12 protein-coding genes are annotated in these 18,895 nt (G+C 71.0%); 1 reads left to right on the top strand and 11 read right to left on the bottom strand.

What is annotated here, in order from left to right; translation table 11 throughout:
* Positions 1–13: 13 nt before the first annotated feature.
* From ACZ4N4_RS42470 to betA, 10 genes are all read right to left on the bottom strand, one after another.
* Positions 14–616, bottom strand: coding sequence for a sarcosine oxidase subunit gamma (locus ACZ4N4_RS42470; protein WP_467599305.1), 603 nt, complete (start codon positions 614–616; stop codon positions 14–16).
* The gene (locus tag ACZ4N4_RS42465; protein ID WP_467599302.1) at positions 609–4,067 is read right to left on the bottom strand and encodes a sarcosine oxidase subunit delta family protein; all 3,459 of its coding nucleotides are present in this window, start codon (positions 4,065–4,067) and stop codon (positions 609–611) included. The genes ACZ4N4_RS42470 and ACZ4N4_RS42465 overlap by 8 nt, the downstream gene beginning before the upstream one ends.
* Positions 4,068–4,078: 11 nt before the next feature.
* Positions 4,079–5,311 (bottom strand): sarcosine oxidase subunit beta family protein, encoded by a 1,233-nt coding sequence (locus tag ACZ4N4_RS42460; RefSeq protein WP_453575772.1) that lies wholly within the window; start codon positions 5,309–5,311, stop codon positions 4,079–4,081.
* The gene (glyA, locus tag ACZ4N4_RS42455) at positions 5,308–6,591 is read right to left on the bottom strand and encodes a serine hydroxymethyltransferase (RefSeq protein ID WP_467599300.1); all 1,284 of its coding nucleotides are present in this window, start codon (positions 6,589–6,591) and stop codon (positions 5,308–5,310) included. Before glyA ends, ACZ4N4_RS42460 begins: the two co-directional genes overlap by 4 nt.
* Positions 6,592–6,711: 120 nt before the next feature.
* Positions 6,712–9,150, bottom strand: coding sequence for a GcvT family protein (locus ACZ4N4_RS42450; protein WP_467599297.1), 2,439 nt, complete (start codon positions 9,148–9,150; stop codon positions 6,712–6,714).
* A 220-nt stretch (positions 9,151–9,370) separates the two neighbouring features.
* Positions 9,371–10,336, bottom strand: coding sequence for an ABC transporter substrate-binding protein (locus tag ACZ4N4_RS42445; RefSeq protein WP_453575764.1), 966 nt, complete (start codon positions 10,334–10,336; stop codon positions 9,371–9,373).
* Between the two features lie 14 nt (positions 10,337–10,350).
* Positions 10,351–12,261 (bottom strand): ABC transporter permease, encoded by a 1,911-nt coding sequence (locus tag ACZ4N4_RS42440; RefSeq protein ID WP_467599478.1) that lies wholly within the window; start codon positions 12,259–12,261, stop codon positions 10,351–10,353.
* A gap of 62 nt (positions 12,262–12,323) precedes the next feature.
* Positions 12,324–13,415, bottom strand: coding sequence for a quaternary amine ABC transporter ATP-binding protein (locus ACZ4N4_RS42435; protein WP_467599293.1), 1,092 nt, complete (start codon positions 13,413–13,415; stop codon positions 12,324–12,326).
* A gap of 19 nt (positions 13,416–13,434) precedes the next feature.
* Complete coding sequence (locus tag ACZ4N4_RS42430) at positions 13,435–14,904, bottom strand: aldehyde dehydrogenase family protein (RefSeq protein WP_467599290.1); 1,470 nt, start codon at positions 14,902–14,904, stop codon at positions 13,435–13,437.
* Between the two features lie 108 nt (positions 14,905–15,012).
* Positions 15,013–16,683 (bottom strand): choline dehydrogenase, encoded by a 1,671-nt coding sequence (betA, locus tag ACZ4N4_RS42425; protein ID WP_467599287.1) that lies wholly within the window; start codon positions 16,681–16,683, stop codon positions 15,013–15,015.
* A gap of 150 nt (positions 16,684–16,833) precedes the next feature.
* On the opposite strand from betA, the gene ACZ4N4_RS42420 reads away from it, so the two are divergent.
* Entirely contained in the window at positions 16,834–17,631 is a 798-nt protein-coding gene (locus ACZ4N4_RS42420) for an IclR family transcriptional regulator (protein WP_467599284.1), read from the top strand.
* A 72-nt stretch (positions 17,632–17,703) separates the two neighbouring features.
* Here the strand turns inward: ACZ4N4_RS42420 and ACZ4N4_RS42415 are convergent, their stop codons facing one another.
* Positions 17,704–18,837: an aromatic ring-hydroxylating oxygenase subunit alpha gene (locus ACZ4N4_RS42415; RefSeq protein ID WP_467599281.1), complete on the bottom strand. Its 1,134-nt coding sequence runs from the start codon at positions 18,835–18,837 to the stop codon at positions 17,704–17,706.
* Positions 18,838–18,895: the final 58 nt, after the last annotated feature.

The raw sequence follows: 18,895 nt of genomic DNA, 5'->3' as shown, positions 1-18,895 counted from the left end.
GCTCCCGGGCCGCTCAGGCGTACTCCACGGCCGCGTCCAGCAGCCAGTCCACCAGGTAGCCGGCGAAGGAGGAGCGCACCAGTACCCAGAACCCGGCCCGGCTCTCCTCGCGGGCGACCAGCACGACCTGGGCGCGGGCCAGCGCGGTCTGGGCGCAGCGGCCGGGGCCGAAGGCCCGCGGGTGCAGGTCCAGCGCGCAGCCGTGGGACAGCAGATCACGGGCGCGGGGGCCGCCGACCAGAAGGGTGGTGCGCTGGGCGGAGACATCGGTGACGGCGACCGGTTCGGTCCCGGCCGCCGAGCGGATCCGGTCCTCCAGCTCCCGCTCGGTGCCGGGCCGGCCCACCACCAGCCATTCGTCCGGGCCGAGCCACACCGCGGTCACCTCCGCCGTGTGCACCACGGTGCCGGGTTCCAGCGGCAGTGGGATTCCGAGGGCCAGGCCGACCGCGTCCGCCGCCGGGCCCTTGGCGTCCAGGCGGACGTTCACCTGGGCCAGGAAAGGGAGTTCGGCCAGCCGGATGGCGCCCCGGGAGGAGCGCGTCACGGCGGCGAGCCGGTGCGCGGCGTCGGCCAGGGGGCTGCGCTGCGCTGCGGTCGGGGCGGTGTCAGCCATCGCGGCGGGCTCCCTCGGGGTCGTAGAGGACGGGACCGGCGACGGTCACCGGCAGCAGCCGGGCGCCGACGGGTGCGTAGAGGCGTTCACCGATGCGGTCCCGGCCGCCCTTGACCAGGGCCAGCGCGAAGGTCCGGCCGAGCGCCGCGCTGCGGTAGCTGGAGGTGACATGGCCGAGCATGGGGACGGGCGGGGCGGGCAGCTCTCTCTCGGCGACCAGGTGGGTGCCTTCCGGGAGGAGGGCGCCGGGATCGTCCGTGACCAGGGCCACCAGGTGTTTGCGGTCGGGGCGGACGGTGTCGGGACGGGCGAAGGAGCGCTTGCCGATGAAGTCGGGCTTCTTCCTGGACACCGCCCAGCCCATGCCGAGATCCTGTGGGGTGACCGTGCCGTCGGTGTCCTGGCCGACGATCGGGTAGCCCTTCTCGGCGCGCAGCACGTGCATGGTCTCGGTGCCGTAGGGGGTGATGCCGTACGGCTCCCCCGCCGCGTACAGCGCCTCCCAGAGCGCGCGGGCCTGCCACGCCGGCACGTTGATCTCGTAGGCGAGTTCGCCGGAGAAGCTGATCCGGCACACCCGGGCGCCGAGGCCGGCGACGGTGGTCTCCCGCCATGCCATGAAGGGGAAGTCGTCGTTGGACAGGGCCAGTTGGGGCGCGACAGAGCCCAGGACAGCGCGCGACCTCGGGCCGACCAGCGCCACGGTGGCCCAGTGTTCGGTGACCGAGGTGCAGTGCACCCGCAGGTCGGGCCACTCGGTCTGCAGCCACTCCTCCATCCAGTCCAGGACTGCCGCCGCGTTACCGGTCGTGGTGGTGACCAGGAACCGGTCCGGGGCCAGCCGGATGACCGTGCCGTCGTCGAAGACCATTCCGTCCAGGCGGCACATCACGCCGTAGCGGATCATGCCGACCTTCAGGGTGCTGATCATGTTCGTGTAGAGCCGGTCCAGGAAGAGCGCGGCGTCCGGGCCCTGCACATCGATCTTGCCGAGCGTGGAAGCGTCCATGAAGGCCACGCCCTCGCGGGCGGCACGGCACTCGCGCAGTACGGCCGTCTCCCTGTCCTCGCCGTCCAGCGGGTAGTACCAGGGTCGCTTCCACTGGCCGACGTTCTCGAACAGCGCGCCGTGCTCGACGTGCCAGCCGTGCAGGGCGGTCGTACGGACGGGGTCGTGCAGCGCGCCCCGGTCGCGGCCGGCGAGGGCAGCGAAGGAGACGGGGGTGTACGGCGGCCGGAAGGTGGGCAGGCCGAGCGCCGAGACGTCCACGCCGAGGAGTTCGGCGACGACCCCGCTCGCCAGCACCCCGCCGGTCTTGCCCTGGTCGTTCGCGGTACCTGCCGTCGTGTAGCGCTTGGTGTGCTCCACCGAGCGCAGGCCCGCGCCGGTCGCCCGGGTCAGATCGGCCACGGTGACGTCGCGTTGGAGGTCGACGAAGCGGGGGGCGCCGGAGGCGGTGGGGATCGTGAAGACCTGCATGGGCGGGGTGTACGGCTGCGCGGGTACCGTCGGAAGGACGGGGGCCTCGGCGGTGTACCCCTCCGCCTCGACCGCCCGGGCCCCGGCCGCCGCGCCCTGGGCGAGGGCCGTGGCCAGGTCGAACGCCCCGTTCGCGGCGCCCGCGACCGCCACCGCCTGACGGCAGCCGTCGGGCACGAACGTGCCGAGCGTCTCGTCGTGGCGGAGCCTGCCGCCCGCCTGGCTGAACAGGTGCGCGACCGGGTTCCAGCCGCCGGAGACGAGCAGCAGGTCGGCGGCGAACTCCCGTTGTCCGACAGTGCCTTGATACGGGGCTACGGTCACGTCTTCGTACGCAGCGGCTGTCACGCCCACGTACGGGGCGACGGTCACGCCTTCGTACGGGGCCACGGTCACGGCGGTGAGCCGGGCGTCGCCCGCCGTGCCGGTGACCGCGTGTCCGGCCAAGACCTCGATCCCGGCGGACCGGGCGCGTTCGGCCCACTCCCCCGGCTCCGGCCGGGTGTCGACGACCGCGGCGATGTCCACGCCGGCCGCCGCCAGGTCGAGTGCGGCGGGGTAGGCGCTGTCGTTGGTGGTGAACACGACCGCGCGGTGGCCGGGCAGGACGGCGTACCGGTGGAGGTAGGTGCGGGCCGAGGCGGCCAGCATCACGCCGGGGCGGTCATTGTCGCCGAACGCGAGGGACCGCTCGTGGGCGCCGGTGGCGAGGACGACGTGCCGGGCGCGGATCCGCCAGACGCGTTCGCGCGAGACGTGCGCGGGGGCGTCGGCGCCGAGGTGGGCGGTGCGGCGTTCGACGGCGAGAAGGTGGTTGTCGTCGTAGTGGCCGAAGACGGTGGTGCGGCGCAGGACGCGGACCTCGGGGGCGGCTTCGAGGCGCGCGTGTGTCGCGGCCACCCAGTCGGGGAGCTCGCCGGTGCCGAGCAGGCTGCCGCCGGGTTCCGGCTGGTCGTCGGCGAGGATGACGCGGGCGCCGCTGGTGGCCGCGGCCGCGGCCACCGCGAGGCCGGCCGGGCCCGCGCCGACGACCAGCAGGTCGCAGTGGGCGTGTACGGCGTCGTAGCGGGCGGGGTCGGGGTCGGTGGCGAGGCGTCCCTGGCCCGGGAGGCCGGTGGCCACCAGGCCGTCGTAGAGCTCGACGGTCGTGGCGGGGAGCATCGGTTCGGGGAAGGGGGCCTCGATCTGGACGACCGCGTTGGGTTCTTCTGGGCCGGCGGTGAAGATGCCCCGGGGGCGGCCGAGTCTGATGCTGGTGGCGGCGTGGATGACGCCGTTGGCGAGGAGGGCGGAGGCGAGGGTGTCGCCTCGGTAGCCCTGGTATTCGGTGCCGTCGAAGGTGAAGGTGAGGGGGGTGGTGCGGTCGATTCGGCCGCCGGTGGGGGTGCGGTAGGGGTGGGTTGCGGTGGTGCGGGCGAGGGGGGTGTCGCCCCCGCCGCCCCTACCCGTCCCGTCCTCCAGGGGCGCTGCCCCTTCGACCCCGCTGGGGACCGCGCCCCCAGACCCCCCGTCGGCCTGAACGGCCTGGTCCTCAAACGCCGGACGGGCTGAGAAGGGCGCGGGCTGAGACGTCACCGGGTCGGCTGAGGGAGGCGGTGGTGGTTGCGTGGGCGCCGGGTGGGCTGAGGGAGGCGGTGGTGGTTGCGTGGGCGCCGGGTGGGCTGAGGGAGGCGGTGATGGTTGTTGAGTCACCGGGTGGGGTGGTGAAGGGGTCTCGCCTGGGCGGTAGACCGTCAGGATCTCGTTCGTCGATGTGTCGCGTACCGCGTTGAACCATCTGCGGCAGCCTGCCGTGTGGTTCCAGCGTTCGGCGAAGGGGCCCTTCGGGTTGGCGCGGAAGAAGAGGTAGCGGGCCCACTCCTCGTCGGTGAGGGACGCGGGCGCCTCGGGGTAGGGGACGTGGGCCTGGCCGCCGTAGTGGAACTCGGCCTCGTCGCGGGGCCCGCACCACGGGCAGGGGATGAGCAGCATGGTGGGGCTCCCTAGTGGGCCACCGCGGCCGCGCCGTGCTCGTCGACGAGCGCGCCGGTGGTGAAACGGTCGAGCGAGAAGGGGGCGTTGAGGTCGTGCGGGGTGTCGTGCGCGATGGTGTGGGCGTAGACCCAGCCGACGCCGGGGGTGGCCTTGAAACCGCCCGTTCCCCAGCCGCAGTTGAGGTAGAGGTTGGCCACCGGGGTGAGGCCGACGATGGGTGAGGCGTCGGGGCTGACGTCGACGATGCCGCCCCAGGTGCGCAGGACGTGGGCGCGGGCGAAGACCGGGAACAGCTCCAGGGCGGCCGCCATCTGCTCCTCGATGATGTGGAAGGCGCCGCGCTGGGTGTAGGAGTTGTACGCGTCGATGCCCGCGCCCATCACCAGTTCGCCCTTGTGCGCCTGGCTGACGTAGACGTGCACCGCGTTGGACATGACGACGGTCGGGTGGACGGGCTCCAGGAGTTCGGAGACCAGTGCCTGCAACGGATGGCTCTGGAGCGGGAGTTCGATGCCCGCCATGGCGGCGAGGACGGAGGTGTGGCCGGCCGAGCACAGAGCCACCTTGCCGGCCGCGATCGGGCCGGCGGTGGTCCGGACGCCGACCACCTTGCCGGCCACCACGTCCACTCCGGTGACCTCGCAGTTCTGGATGATGTCGATGCCGGCCGCGTCCGCGGAGCGGGCGAAGCCCCAGGCCACGTAGTCGTGCTTGGCGATGCCCGCGCGCGGCTGGTAGGTGCCGCCGAGGACCGGGTAGCGCACCTCGGGCGAGGTGTTGACGATCGGGCAGACCTCTTCGACCTGATCGGCGTCGAGCCACTCGGCGTCCACGCCGTTGAGGCGGTTGGCCTCGACCCGGCGGACGCTGTCGCGGACGTCCTGGAGGCTGTGGGCGAGGTTCAGCACGCCGCGCTGGGAGAAGAGGATCGGGTAGTCGAGCTCCTCCTCCAGGCCCTCCCAGAGTCTCAGCGCGTGTTCGTAGATGCCCGCGCTCTCGTCCCAGAGGTAGTTGGAGCGGATGATCGTGGTGTTGCGGGCCATGTTGCCGCCCGCCAGCCAGCCCTTCTCCAGGACCGCCACGTTGGTGATGCCGTGGTTCTTCGCCAGGTAGTGGGCGGTGGCGAGGCCGTGTCCGCCGCCGCCGACCACGATCACGTCGTACGAGCGCTTCGGCTCGGGGGTGCGCCAGAGGAAGTCCGGATGGCCGGGGAGGTCGGCGCCGGGGGTGCGGGGGCTCATCGGACGTCTCCGTCGTGCGAGAGGTGGGGGTAGAGCGGGTGCGCGGCCGCGAGGGTCGCGGTGCGGGCGCGCAGGGCGGACACGTCGGGGTCGGGCTGGAGGGCGAGGGCGATCACGTCGGCCACCTCGGCGAAGTCCGCCTCGGTGAAGCCCCGGGTGGCCAGGGCGGGGGTGCCGATGCGCAGGCCGGAGGTGACCATGGGCGGGCGCGGGTCGAAGGGGACGGCGTTGCGGTTGACGGTGATGCCGATCTCGTGGAGGAGGTCCTCGGCCTGCCGGCCGTCCAGGGGCGCGGTACGGAGGTCGACGAGGACGAGGTGGACGTCCGTGCCCCCGGTCAGCACCTTCACTCCGGCCGCGGCGGCGTCGGGGCGGGTGAGGCGCTCGGCGAGGATGCGGGCGCCGGCCAGCGTGCGGGCCTGGCGTTCGGCGAACTCGGGGGTTGCCGCGACCTTGAAGGAGACGGCCTTCGCGGCGATGACATGCTCCAGCGGGCCGCCCTGCATTCCGGGGAACACCGCCGAGTTGATCTTCTTGGCGAGGTCGGCGTCGTCGGTGAGGATGACGCCGCCGCGCGGTCCGCCGAGGGTCTTGTGCGTGGTCGTGGTCACCACGTGGGCGTGCGGGACGGGGCTGGGGTGCAGTCCGGCCGCCACCAGACCGGCGAAGTGCGCCATGTCGACCATGAGGAGGGCACCGACCTCGTCGGCGATCCGGCGGAACGCCGCGAAGTCCAGGTGCCTCGGGTACGCCGACCAGCCCGCGATGATCATCTTCGGGCGGTGTTCCTTGGCGAGCCGCGCCACCTCGTCCAGGTCCACGAGGTTGTCGGCCTCGGAGACGTGGTACGGAACGATGTCGAGCAGCTTGCCGCTGTAGTTGAGGCGCATGCCGTGGGTGAGGTGGCCGCCGTGCGCGAGATCGAGGCCGAGGACGGTGTCGCCGGGCTTGAGCAGGGCGAAGAAGACGGCGGTGTTGGCCTGGGCGCCGGAGTGCGGCTGGACGTTGGCGTAGCCGGCGCCGAAGAGCGACTTGACGCGCTCGATCGCCAGCCGCTCGGTGACGTCGACGTGTTCACAGCCGCCGTAGTAGCGGCGGCCGGGATAACCCTCGGCGTACTTGTTCGTCGCGACCGAGCCCTGCGCCTCCATCACGGCGGTGGGCGCGAAGTTCTCGGAGGCGATCATCTCCAGGGTGGACTGCTGACGGTGCAGCTCGGCACGGAGCGCGGCGTGCACCTCCGGGTCCAGCTCGGCCAGGGGCGTGTTCAGCGCGTTCATGCGGGGTTCGCGATCCTTTCGACGGCCTCAGCGCCCCGAAGGGGCGCGGGGAACTGCGCGACCAGCCACGAAGCACCCGCAGCCGACCGACGACACATCGCGGCACTCCTCTCCGATCCCTCACCCACGGAGACGACTCATCCCCGGATCGAACAACGGCTCCTCGGCCACCACCGCCGCCACCCGCTGGTCGAAGTACCCGATCTGAACGCCGGTCCCGGGCACCGCCAGCTCCACCGGCAGCCACGCGTACGCGATCCCCTTGCCGATCGTGTAGCCGTAGGCCGCGCTGGTCACGTAGCCGACCGCGCGCTCGCCGTCGTACACCGGCTCCTTGCCCATGACGACGGCCCGTGGGTCGTCGATGGTGAGGCAGCTCAGCCGGCGCCGTACCTCCGTCCTGCGCCGCTCCAGCGCGGCCTTGCCGACGAAGTCGCCCTTGTCGGGTTTGACGGCGAAGCCGACGCCGGCCTCGTAGGGGTCGTGCTCGTAGGTCATGTCGGTGCCGAAGGAGCGGTAACCCTTCTCCAGGCGGAGGCTGTTGAAGGCACCGCGGCCTGCGATGATCCCGCCGAGCGGCTCGGCCGCCCGCCAGAGGGTGTCCCAGAGCTTCTGGCCCTGGTCGGCGGTGGTGTACAGCTCCCAGCCGAGCTCGCCGACATAGGACAGTCGCATCGCGGTGACCGGTACCGAGCCGATGTAGGCGCGCTTGGCGCGGAAGTACTTGAGGCCGTCGTCGGAGAAGTCCGCGTCGGTGAGGGGCTGGAGGACCTCGCGGGCGAGCGGGCCCCACAGGCCGACGCAGCAGGTGCCGGGGGTGATGTCGCGGACCTGGACCCGTCCGTCGGCGGGGAGGTGGCGGGTGAACCAGGCGAGGTCCAGGTTGCCGTTGGCGCCGACCTGGAAGAGGTCGCGGGCGAGCCGGGCGACGGTGATGTCGCTGCGGACGCCGCCGTCGTGGTCCAGGAGCAGCGTGTACGTGACCGAGCCGACGGACTTGGCGACCTTGCCGGTGACCAGGCCCTCCAGGAAGTCGGCGGCGCCGGGGCCGGAGACCTCCAGGCGCTTGAGGGCGGTCATGTCGTACAGCGCGACCGTCTCGCGGGTGACCTGGGCCTCGGCTCCGACGATCGGCGACCAGTAGCGGGCGGCCCAGTCGTTGGGGGTGGGGATCGAACGGCCCTCGACCAAGACCGCGTTGGTCTCGTACCACTGGGGGCGCTCCCAGCCGTTGGCCTCCAGGAAGAACGCGCCGTGTTCCTGCTGGCGGGCGTGGAAGGGGCTGGTGCGGATCGGGCGTGGCTTTCCGCTCGGCTGGAGGGGGTGGAGGATGTCGTAGACCTCGACGAAGTTCTGGCAGTCGCGGGCCAGGACGTACTCGGGGGCGAGCTGGTGCGGCTCGAAGCGGTTGATGTCGCACTCGTGCAGGTCGAAGGACGAGCAGTGGCCGTCCACCAGCCATTCGGCGACGGCCCGGCCGACGCCCGCGGAGTGCGTGACCCACACGGCCTCGGCGACCCAGAAGCCCTTCACGTCCGGGGACTCGCCGAGCAGCGGGTAGCCGTCGGTGGTGAAGGAGAACAGGCCGTTGATGCCCTCCTCGACCTTGGCCTCGCGGGTCGCGGGGAGCAGCGACCGGGTCTCGGTCCAGGCGTCCGCGAAGTCCTCCTCGGTGAACTTCAGGACGGAGGGCATCTGTTCGGCCTCGTCGAAGGAGAGGATGTCGTCCGCGGAGACGGGCATCGGGCGGTGGCCGTAGGAGCCGATGCCGAGGCCGTCGAAGCGGTCGCGGTAGTAGAGGTCGGCGTCCTGGTGGCGCAGGATCGGGCGGACGGCCTCCTCGGTCTGGCCGGCGAGGGCGGGGACCGGGCCGGTCCAGGCGAGTTGGTGGGCGAGCGGCGTGAGGGGCAGGTTCATGCCGACCATGCGGGCGATCCTCGGGCCCCAGATGCCGGCGCAGCAGACGACGATGTCGGCGGGGAGTTCGCCCTGGTCGGTCACGACACCGGTGACGCGGCCCGCGCTCTGGCGGACGTCGAGGACCTCGTGGCGGGCGAGGAAGCGGACGCCGCGCTCGGTGGCCCGGCGGATCTGGGCCTCGACGGCGAGCACGGCCTTGGCGATGCCGTCGGTGGGGACGAGGAGGCCGCCGAGGACCCGGTCACGGTTCACCAGCGGGTGGCGCCGCACGCATTCGTCGGCGCTCACCAGGTGTGCCTCGACTCCCCAGGCGGTGATCCAGCCGTGGCGGCGGTGGAGTTCGGCGAGGCGCTCGGGGGTGGTGGCCACTTCGAGGCCGCCGACCTGGAGGAAGCAGGGCTTGCCGTCGACGTCGAGGGAGCAGAACTTCTCGACGGTGTAGCGGGCCAGTTCCGTCATGGTCTTCGACGGGTTGGTCTGGAAGACCAGGCCGGGGGCGTGCGAGGAGGAGCCCCCGGTGGCGGGGAGGGGGCCCTGGTCGACCACGGTCACCTCGGTCCAGCCGCGTGCGGAGATCTCGTCCGCGAGGGCGGCTCCCACGACGCCCGCTCCGATGATGACCACTCGGGGTCCCGCCATCGCCCAACCTCCGAACTTGAGACCGGTGCAGTTGCTTTGTGCGCAACGTGATTCAGGCTGCGCAACTCAATGTGCCCGTCGTCGAGGAGGGGTGTCAAGAGGTCCGGTGACGTCGGGAAACGGCCGAAAGTCAGTGGGGCACAAGGCGACGCCCGGCGGGCGGTGCGCAGTGTGCGCACCGCCCGCCGGGCGTACTGGACCGGCCTTTCCGCGCTCCCCGCTACTTCAGCCAGGCGTCGACCTTGGCGCGGTTGGCGTCCACCCACTTCTTGGCCGCCGCGTCGTCCGACATCTTGTCCACGGCGATGTACTTGGCCACGGTGTTCTGGTCGTCGTTGGTCCAGTTGAACTTCTTCACCAGGTCGTACGCCGGGCTGCCCGACTTGGCGAAACCCGCACTGACGATCTTGTCCAGGTCGTAGACGGGGTAGTCGCAGGCGACCTTCGCCGCGTCGGCGTCACAGCCCGTCGTGTACTTGGGCAGTTCCACCTTCACCAGCGGTATCTCGGAGAGGAACCACTGCGGTTCGTAGAAGTAGCCGATCAGCCACTGCTTGTTCTTCTCGGCCGTCCGGAAGGCCTGGATGAGCGCGGTCTCGCTGCCCGCGTACACCACCTTGAAGTCCAGCTTCAGGTTCTTCACCAGGGCGGCGTCGTTGGTGACGTACGACGGGTCACCGTCCAGCAGCTGGCCCTTGCCGCCCGACTCGGACGTCTTGAACCGGGCGGCGTACTTGTCGAGGTTCTGCCACTTGGTGATGTCCGGGTGTGCCTTGGCGAGCCACGGCGGGACGTACCAGCCGATGATGCCCTTGTTGCCGGTCGAGCCGGCCTCGACGGCCGTCTTCTGCCCGGTGATGTACTTCTTCTTCAGATCGTCGTGGCCCCAGTTCTCCAGGACCGCGTCGACCTCGCCGGTGCCGAAACCCTGCCAGGCGATCTCCTCCTTGAGGTCCTTCTTCTGCACCGTGCAGCCGAGGTCGTGTTCCGCGACGTACGCGACGACCGCCGCGTCCGCCTCGTAGCCCACCCACGGGTTGACGGCCAGGTTGAAGGTGCCGCACTTGCCGCCCGAGGACTTCGAGCCGGCCGAGGTGTCCTCGCCGACCTTCGCCCCGCCGCAGGCCGTGAGGGTGAGGCCGAGGACGGCCAGGCCGGCCGCGCCTATGCGCCAGTGTTGTGCCATGGTGTCGGTGCTCCTTATGCCCGGGTGCGTCGCGCCGCAGCCTGAGTGATCCGGTCGAACATGACTCCGAGCAGGACGATGGCGAGCCCCGCCGCCAGCCCCTTGCCGTACAACTCGCCCTGCGAGAAACCGGCCACGACGTCGTAGCCGAGGGCGCCCGCGCCTACCAGGCCGCCCACCACAACCATCGACAGCACGTAGATCAGGCCCTGGTTGGTCGCGAGGGTCAGGGCGCCGCGTGCCATCGGCAGCTGGACCTTGGTGATGATCTGCCAGGTGTTGCACCCGGCCGAGGTGGCCGCCTCCACGGTGGACTCGGGAACGTTCCGCACCCCGTCCGCGATGATCTTGATCGCCACGGGTGCCGCGTAGACGACGGCCGCGACGATCGCCGTGAAGCGGGTGGCGCCGAAGAGCGCCAGGAACGGCACGAGATAGACGAACGGCGGCATGACCTGCGCGGCGTCCAGGGCAGGCCGGATCAGCCGGTCCGCCGGCGCGCTGCGGCCCATCCACACGCCGACGACGGCACCGAACAGCATCACCAGGACGGTGGCCACGGCGGTCGAGGCGAGCGTGGTCATGCTGTCCGACCACAGGCCCGTGCCGACCAGCAGCCCGACGCAGGCGCCCGCCGTCGCCGCGGCCCGCCACCCGCCGAGGACGGCGCCGAGCGCGACCAGGGTGGCGCCGACGAGCCACCACGGGGAGTCGGTGAGCAGCGTCTGGAACGGGTTGAGCAGGCCGTTGGTGAGGGCCTCCCGCAGGGCGTTGGTCAGGCCGGAGAGATGGTCCTGGAGCCAGGTGGTCGCGGTGTCGGCGGCACTCGCGATGTGGGTGCCGGCGGTGCCGTCGCCGGGGAACTCGGCCGCCCAGACGTAGGTGTGGGAGAGGTAGACCAGCACGGCGGCCGCGATGCCGCCGGCCGCCGTCAGCGGGCGGCGCCACGTGCGGAACGGGCCGTCGGCGCGGCGGACCTGGGTGCGGGCGGCCGCCGCCGTGGTGACCCGGTCGAGCACGATGGCCATGACGACGATGGCGAGTCCGGCGTTGAAGGCGGTGCCGACGTCGAGGGACTGCAGGGCCTGGACGACGGTCTTGCCGAGGCCGGGCGCGTCGATCAGGGCGGCGATGGTGACCATGGCCAGGGCGGCCATGATGGTCTGGTTGACGCCCATGACCACCGTGCGCCGGGACATCGGCAGCAGCACCTTCAGCAGCTGCTGGGTCCGGGTCGCGCCGAGCGAGTCGGCCGCCTCGACGGTGGTCTCGGGGACCGAGCGGATCGCGTGCGCGGTGATGCGGATGGCGGGCGGTGCCGCGTAGATCACCGTGGTGATCACCGCGGAGGCCCCGCCGATCAGGAAGATCAGGGTCAGCGGGGCGAGATAGACGAAGGTCGGCATCGTCTGCATGAAGTCGAGGAAGGGCGTCATGATCCGGTTGAACCGGTCGGAGAGCCCGGCCCACACCCCCAGCGGGATGCCGATGAGCAGGGCCACCAGGACCGCCGACAAAGTCAGCGCCAGGGTGTCCATGCTCTCCTGCCACAGGCCCTGGAGCCCGAAGAAGGTGAAGCCGGCGACGGCCAGCAGGGCGACCCGCCAGTTGCCCACGGCCCAGGAGACGTAGCCGGCGATGCCGACGACGCCGAGCCAGCCGATCTGCGGGACCGGGCGGGAGCCGGTGGGCTGGGAGATCAGCGACTGGACGAAGGTCACCAGGTTGTCGACGACCAGCCGGATCTCGTTGAAGAAGTAGAGGAAGACCGGGTTGGAGTTGCGGTTGGAGCCGATGGTGTCGTTGACGTCGTTCAGCCGGCGGTGCAGTCCGGTGAGGTCGGCGGCGGCCAGGGTGAGCGTCTGCCGGCCACGCAGCACGGTGAAGAGCACCAGCCAGACGACCAGGATCGCCGCCACCACCATGGGGCGGCTCACCTTGTGGCGCAGGGTGGTGACAGGCGCGGTCGCGTCGGCGACGGCGGCCGTCACGCGCCGCCCTCCTGTCCCGCGACGACGGCGAGGATCTCCTCGTCGCCGACGATGCCGAGCAGCTTGCCGTTCTCGACGACCTTGACCGGCTTCTCGGCCGCGAGCACCGCCCGGGTGGCCTCGCGGACCACCACCTCCGGGCCCATCTCTGGTCCGTCCAGGGCGTCTTCGGGGGTGACCGGCCGCATGATCCAGCGCAGGGTGAGGACGTCGCCGCGCGGCACGTCCTTGACGAAGTCCCGTACGTAGTCGTCCGCGGGGGCGCCGACGAGTTCGTCGCCGGTGCCGCACTGGACCGTCCTGCCGTCCCGCATGATCAGGATGCGGTCGCCGAGTTTCAGCGCCTCGGAGAGGTCGTGGGTGATGAACACCATGGTCTTGCCGACCTCGTGGTGCAGGCGGATGACCTCGCTCTGCATGTCACGGCGGATCAGCGGATCGAGCGCGGAGAACGGTTCGTCGAAGAAGAGGACGTCGGGGTCGCCGGCCAGGGCGCGCGCGAGGCCGACGCGCTGCTGCATGCCGCCGGAGAGCTGGTCGGGGTAGGAGTTCTCGTATCCGGCGAGGCCCACCAGTTCGACGACCTCCAGGGCCTTCCTGGTCCGTTCGGCCCGGCTCATGCCCCGGATCTCCAGGCCGAACGCCACGTTCTCGACGACCTTGCGGTGCGGCAGCAGACCGAAGTGCTGGAAGACCATGGAGAACTTGCTGCGCCGCAGCTCCCGCAGCCGCCGGGTGTCGGCGCCCCGGATGTCCTCGCCCTCGAACACGACCTCGCCGGCGGTGGGTTCGATCAGCCGGGTCAGACATCGCACCAGGGTGGACTTGCCGGACCCGGACAGGCCCATGACGACGAAGACCTCGCCGGGCGACACCTCGAAGCTCACGTCCCGTACGGCGGCGGTGCAGCCGGTGCGGTCCATGAGTTCGCGGCGGGTCAGCCCGCACAACTCCTCGGAGCCCGGCACCTGGTCGGCCTTCGGCCCGAACACCTTCCACAGCCGGCGCACGGAGATGACCGGGGTGCGGTCCCCGGGGTCCTGGGACGAGTCGCGCCGCTGCGACACCTCGGTCTGGGCTGGGGTCATGATCGGCCTCTTTTCGCCGTCAGCCGCGGAACCAGTGCTGCGGCCGGGGTTGGATGTTCTGCCAGACGTGCTTGGGCTCTCGGTACTCGTCCAGGCCGGTCGGTCCCAGCTCGCGGCCCACGCCCGAGTGCCCGAAGCCACCCCATTCCGCTTGCGGCACATAGGGGTGGTAGTCGTTGATCCACACGGTGCCGTGGCGCAGCCTGCGGGCGACCCGCTGCGCCTTGCCCGCGTCCTGCGTCCAGACGGCTCCGGCGAGGCCGTACTCCGTGTCGTTGGCGATGCGGACGGCGTCGTCCTCGTCCCGGAAGCGCTCCACGGTGAGCACGGGTCCGAAGGACTCCTCGTGCACCACCCGCATGTCCTGCCGGCACTCGTCGAGAACGGTGGGCGGGTAGTAGAAGCCGTTCGCCAGCGCGGGGTCGTCGGGGCGCGCGCCGCCGCAGCGCAGTACGGCGCCCTCGGCGAGGCCTGCGGCGACATACGCCTCGACCTTCTCGCGGTGCTGTGCGGAGATCAGCGCCCCGGTCTCGGCCTCGGGGTCGAAGGGGCCGCCCAGACGGATGAGTTGGGCGCGGCGCACGACCTCGTCGACGAAGGCGTCGTGGATCGGGTCCTCGACGATGAGCCGGGCACCGGCCGAGCAGACCTGCCCGGAGTGCAGGAACACGGCGGTGAGCGCGAAGTCGACGGCGGTGGCGAAGTCGGCGTCGGCGAAGACCACGTTGGGGTTCTTGCCGCCGAGTTCGAGGGCGACCTTCTTCACCGTGGCGGCGGCCGTGGCCATGAGGCGCCGGCCGGTGTGCAGTCCCCCGGTGAACGACACCATGTCGACGGCCGCGTGCTCGGCGAGCGGCGCGCCCGCCTCGGGGCCGGCGCCCAGCACCAGGTTGGCGGCGCCGGCCGGGAGGCCCGCCTCGTCGAGGGCCTTCATCAGCAGGACCGAGGTGGAGGGGGTGAGTTCACTGGGCTTGAGGACGACGGTGTTGCCCGCGAGCAGGGCCGGGGCGACCTTCCAGGAGGCTTGCAGGAGAGGGTAGTTCCAGGGGGTGATCAGGCCGCAGACGCCGACGGGCTCGTAGGTGACCCGGCTGAGCGCGTCGTCGCGGCCGGTGTTGACCACCCGCCCGGCGTTGGTGCCGGCGATGCCTCCGTAGTAGCGGAAGCAGGCGACGACGTCGGCGATGTCGTACTCGCTCTCCACCAGGCGTTTGCCGGTGTCGAGGGACTCGGCGCGGGCGAACTCCTTGGCGTCGCGCTCGATGATGCCGGCGGTGCGCAGCAGCAGCGCGCCGCGCTCCCGCTCGGGGGTGTGCGGCCAGGGTCCGTCGTCGAAGGCGCGCCGGGCCGCGGTGATCGCGGCCTCGGTGTCGGGGCGGGTCGCCTCCGAGACCGTGGCGACGAGGGTGCCGTCCGCCGGACAGCGGATCTCGCGCCGGCCGCCGGCCACCGCCGCACGCCATTCACCATCCACGTACAGATCTGCCACGGCCGCGCCCTTCGAGCCCGAATTCGTTGCGCATTGTGCATTGGATTGCTTTTGGTGGAACACCCTGACGAACGGACCGACCGCCGTCAAGAGTCCGGGCGCACTGCGCTACCCGGCCTGTTTCCGGGCGTCACGGTGCCGGTGGTAGACGGCGTCGGACGGCGGCAGCGGTTCCTTGCCGAGGATGAGGTCGGCCGCCTTCTCGGCGATCATCATGACCGGGGCGTAGATGTTGCCGTTGGTGACGTACGGCATCACCGAGGCGTCCACCACGCGCAGTCCGTCCACTCCGTGCACCCGCAGGGTCAGCGGGTCGACGACGGACATCGCGTCCGTGCCCATCTTGCAGGTGCAGGACGGGTGCAGGGCGGTCTCGCCGTCCTTGGCGACCCAGGCGAGGATCTCCTCGTCCGTCGCCACGGACGGGCCGGGCGAGATCTCCCCGTCGTTGTAGGGGGCGAGTGCGGGCTGGTTGAGCAGCTCGCGGGCCACCCGGACCGCCTCGACCCACTCGCGGCGGTCCTGCTCGGTGGAGAGGTAGTTGAAGCGCAGCGCCGGGTGTTCGCGCGGGTCCTTGCTCCGGATCTTCACCGAGCCGAGGGCATCGGAGTACATGGGCCCGACATGGACCTGGTAGCCGTGGCCGCCGGCGGGCACGGAGCCGTCGTAGCGGACCGCGACGGGCAGGAAGTGGAACATCAGGTTGGGGTAGTCCACTTCCTCGTTGCTGCGGCAGAAGCCGCCGGCCTCGAAGTGGTTGGTCGCGGCCGGCCCCTTGCGGAACAGCCACTGCAGGCCGATGAAGGGAGCCCGCCACTTCGCCAGGTAGGGCTGTACGGAGACGGGCTGCTTGCAGGCGTACTGGATGTAGACCTCCAGGTGGTCCTGGAGGTTCTCGCCGACGCCCGGCAGATCGTGGACGACGTCGATGCCGAGGGCGCGCAGCTCCTCGGCGTTGCCGATGCCGGAAAGCTGGAGCAGCTGCGGGGAGTTGATCGCGCCGCCGCACAGGATGACCTCGGCTGCCCGGACCTGCCGGAGGGCACCCCTGCCCCGCTGGTACTCGACACCGACGGCCTTCTTCCCCTCGAAGAGGACGCGGGTGACGAGGGCGCGGGTCCTCACGGTGAGGTTGGGGCGTTTCCTGGCGGGCTTGAGGTACGCCTTGGACGCGGACAGGCGCCGGCCGCGGTGCACGTTGCGGTCGAACCTGGCGAAGCCCTCCTGCCGGTAGCCGTTGACGTCGTCGGTGGGCGGGTAGCCCGCCTCCTCGGTGGCCTTGAGGAAGGCGGAGAAGAGCGGGCCCGCGGCCGGGCCGCGTTCCAGCACGAGCGGTCCGTCATGGCCACGGAACTCGTCGTCGGGGTCGGCGGCCAGACAGTTCTCCATCCGGCGGAAGTACGGCAGGCAGTGGGCGTAGTCCCAGGTCTTCATGCCGGGATCGGCGGCCCAGCGCTCGTAGTCCATGGGGTTGCCGCGCTGGAAGATCATCCCGTTGATGCTGCTGGAGCCGCCCAGCACCTTGCCGCGGGCGTGGTAGACACGACGGCCGCCCATGTGGGGCTCCGGCTCGGACTCGTACTTCCAGTCGTAGAAACGGCTTCCGATGGGGTACGTCAACGCCGCGGGCATATGGATGAACACGTCCCACGGGTAGTCCGGGCGGCCCGCCTCCAGCACCAGTACCCGGTTGCCGGGATCGGCCGAGAGCCGGTTCGCCAGTGCGCTGCCGGCCGATCCGCCGCCGACGATGACGAAGTCGTACTGCAAGGGAGCCATCGTGCCTCGTCTCGCTCGCGCCGTCGATGTGCGCGGCATGCTAGTACGGGTATCGCTATGCGCTCTAGGTTGCGAACAACGCAACTTGTAAGATCTTTGTTCACATCGCGTTACTTGGGTGCTGTTGTTTACTCCGCGTATAGTTCCGTCATGAGCAACTACAGTCCGGACACCGAAACGAACGGCTCATCCTCCGGCGGCGTACAGTCCGTCGACCGCGCCATCAGCGTCCTGGAGATCCTCGCCCAGCGCGGCGAGGCCGGCGTGAGCGAGGTGGCCGCCGAGATCGATGTACACAAGTCGACCGCGTTCCGCCTGCTCGGCGCCCTGGAGGCGCGCGGTCTGGTGGAGCAGGCGGGCGAACGGGGCAAGTACGCGCTCGGGTTCGGCATCGTGCGTCTGGCGGGCGCCGTCACCGGGCGTATCGACGTCACCCAGCAGAGCCGGCAGGTGTGCGAGCGGCTGGCCGAGGAGATCGGCGAGACGGTCAACATCGCGGTGATGCAGGAGCACTACGCGATCAACCTCTACCAGGTGCGCGGTACGGCCGCCGTCACCGCGCACAACTGGGTGGGCCAGTTGACCCCGTTGCACGCCACCTCCAGTGGCAAGATCATGCTGGCCCATCTCCCGGCGAAGGAACGGGCCGCGCTGATCTCGGACGGGGGCCTGAAGAAGCTCACCCCGCACACCATCTCCACGAAGGCGAAGCTGGAGAAGAACCTCGCCGAGGCCCGGGAGCGCGGTTACGCCTGGACACTGGAGGAGCTGGAGATCGGGCTGCATGCCATGGCCGCGCCGATCCGGGACCGGGAGGGCAAGGTCATCGCGTCGATCAGCGCCTCCGGACCGTCCTACCGGTTCACCGAGGAACGTATGCACGAGCTGGCTCCGGTGCTGGTCGAGGGTGCGCACGAGATCAGCCAGCGCATGGGGTACCTGGGCTGAGCGTCCCGGGGACGACCGCCGTACGGCCCGCGTCCGCGTTCCGCGCGGGGCACGGGCGCCGCTCTCGCTGCTTCATTCCGGCTGCCGGGTACCGAGCCGCTCGTGGACCCAGTCGTGGAAGGCGCCGATGTGGTGTTCGCTGGGCACCAGCACCCCGCCCTTGGCGTACAGCCGTGAGCTCATCCCGGGCTGGGTGCGCTCGCAGGCGTCGAAGTCCTGGCGGTTGACCCGGTCGAAGAGCTCCACGGACCGGCTGACGTCCCTGCCGCTCTCCACGACGTGCGGAAGGTAGAGCCAGTCGCACTCGACGACCGTCCGGTCGACGGCCACCGGGTACATCCGGTGGAAGATCACGTGGTCGGGCACGAGGTTGATGAACACCTGCGGTTTCACGGTGATCGCGTAGTACCGCCGGTCCTGGTCCGCGGCGACCGAGGGGATGCGGTCCAGCCCCTCGGAGCCGTCGACGGTGAAGCCCCGGACGTCCGCGCCGAACTCGGCGCCGTGGCCCACGTAGTACTGCGCCGCGTAGCCGTCGGCGAACTCGGGCAGCACCTCGGTGAGTTCGGGGTGGATGGTGGCGCAGTGGTAGCACTCCATGAAGTTCTCGACGATGAGCTTCCAGTTCGCCCGCACGTCGTAGACGATCCGCCGGCCCACCGCGAGGTGGTCGATGTCGTAGTGCTCGATCGACGCGGTGTCGCCCAGCCGCTCGACGACGGCCCCCAGCACGTCCTCCTCGAAGGAGGGCGGGTCCTCCGCGAGGCACACCCACACATAGCCGAGCCATTCCCGCACGGCCACGCCCACCAGGCCGTACTCGGTGCGGCCGACGTCGGGCATCTTGGTGAGGTTGGGTGCCGCGACCAGCCTGCCGTCCAGGTCGTAGGTCCAGGCGTGGTACGGGCACTGGAAGGCGCGCCGGACCTCGCCGGTAGCCTCGGTGCACAGCCTGGCCCCGCGGTGCCGGCAGACGTTGAAGTAGGCACGGACCGCCCCGTCCCGGGCCCGGGTGACGAGGATGCTCTCGCGGCCGACGTCCACCGTGCGGAACGCGCCGGGCTTCGGCAGGTCCGCCGCGCGGGCGACGCAGAACCACATCGTCTCGAAGATGCGTTCCTGTTCCTGGGCGAAGACCCCGGGGTCCGTGTAGGCGGAACCGGGGAGGGTGGCGATCAGGCTGTCCGGCAGGCTGGTCGAGGTCACGGTGCACTCCTCGGAGAACGTCGGGGGTCGGTGGGACGGCGCGGGCGCCAGAAAGTCG

It is taken from the genome of Streptomyces sp. NPDC026538 (genome assembly GCF_055567535.1).
The sequence above is the reverse complement of the archived record's forward strand: the minus strand, read 5'-3'. Positions and strand labels throughout refer to the sequence as shown.

Coding starts and splice junctions, on each gene's coding strand:
- ACZ4N4_RS42470 (WP_467599305.1), bottom strand. CDS start 616: ATGGCTGACACCGCCCCGACCGCAGCGCAGCGCAGCCCCCTGGCCGAC.
- ACZ4N4_RS42465 (WP_467599302.1), bottom strand. CDS start 4,067: ATGCTGCTCATCCCCTGCCCGTGGTGCGGGCCCCGCGACGAGGCCGAG.
- ACZ4N4_RS42460 (WP_453575772.1), bottom strand. CDS start 5,311: ATGAGCCCCCGCACCCCCGGCGCCGACCTCCCCGGCCATCCGGACTTC.
- glyA (WP_467599300.1), bottom strand. CDS start 6,591: ATGAACGCGCTGAACACGCCCCTGGCCGAGCTGGACCCGGAGGTGCAC.
- ACZ4N4_RS42450 (WP_467599297.1), bottom strand. CDS start 9,150: ATGGCGGGACCCCGAGTGGTCATCATCGGAGCGGGCGTCGTGGGAGCC.
- ACZ4N4_RS42445 (WP_453575764.1), bottom strand. CDS start 10,336: ATGGCACAACACTGGCGCATAGGCGCGGCCGGCCTGGCCGTCCTCGGC.
- ACZ4N4_RS42440 (WP_467599478.1), bottom strand. CDS start 12,261: ATGGTGGTGGCGGCGATCCTGGTCGTCTGGCTGGTGCTCTTCACCGTG.
- ACZ4N4_RS42435 (WP_467599293.1), bottom strand. CDS start 13,415: ATGACCCCAGCCCAGACCGAGGTGTCGCAGCGGCGCGACTCGTCCCAG.
- betA (WP_467599287.1), bottom strand. CDS start 16,683: ATGGCTCCCTTGCAGTACGACTTCGTCATCGTCGGCGGCGGATCGGCC.
- ACZ4N4_RS42420 (WP_467599284.1), top strand. CDS start 16,834: ATGAGCAACTACAGTCCGGACACCGAAACGAACGGCTCATCCTCCGGC.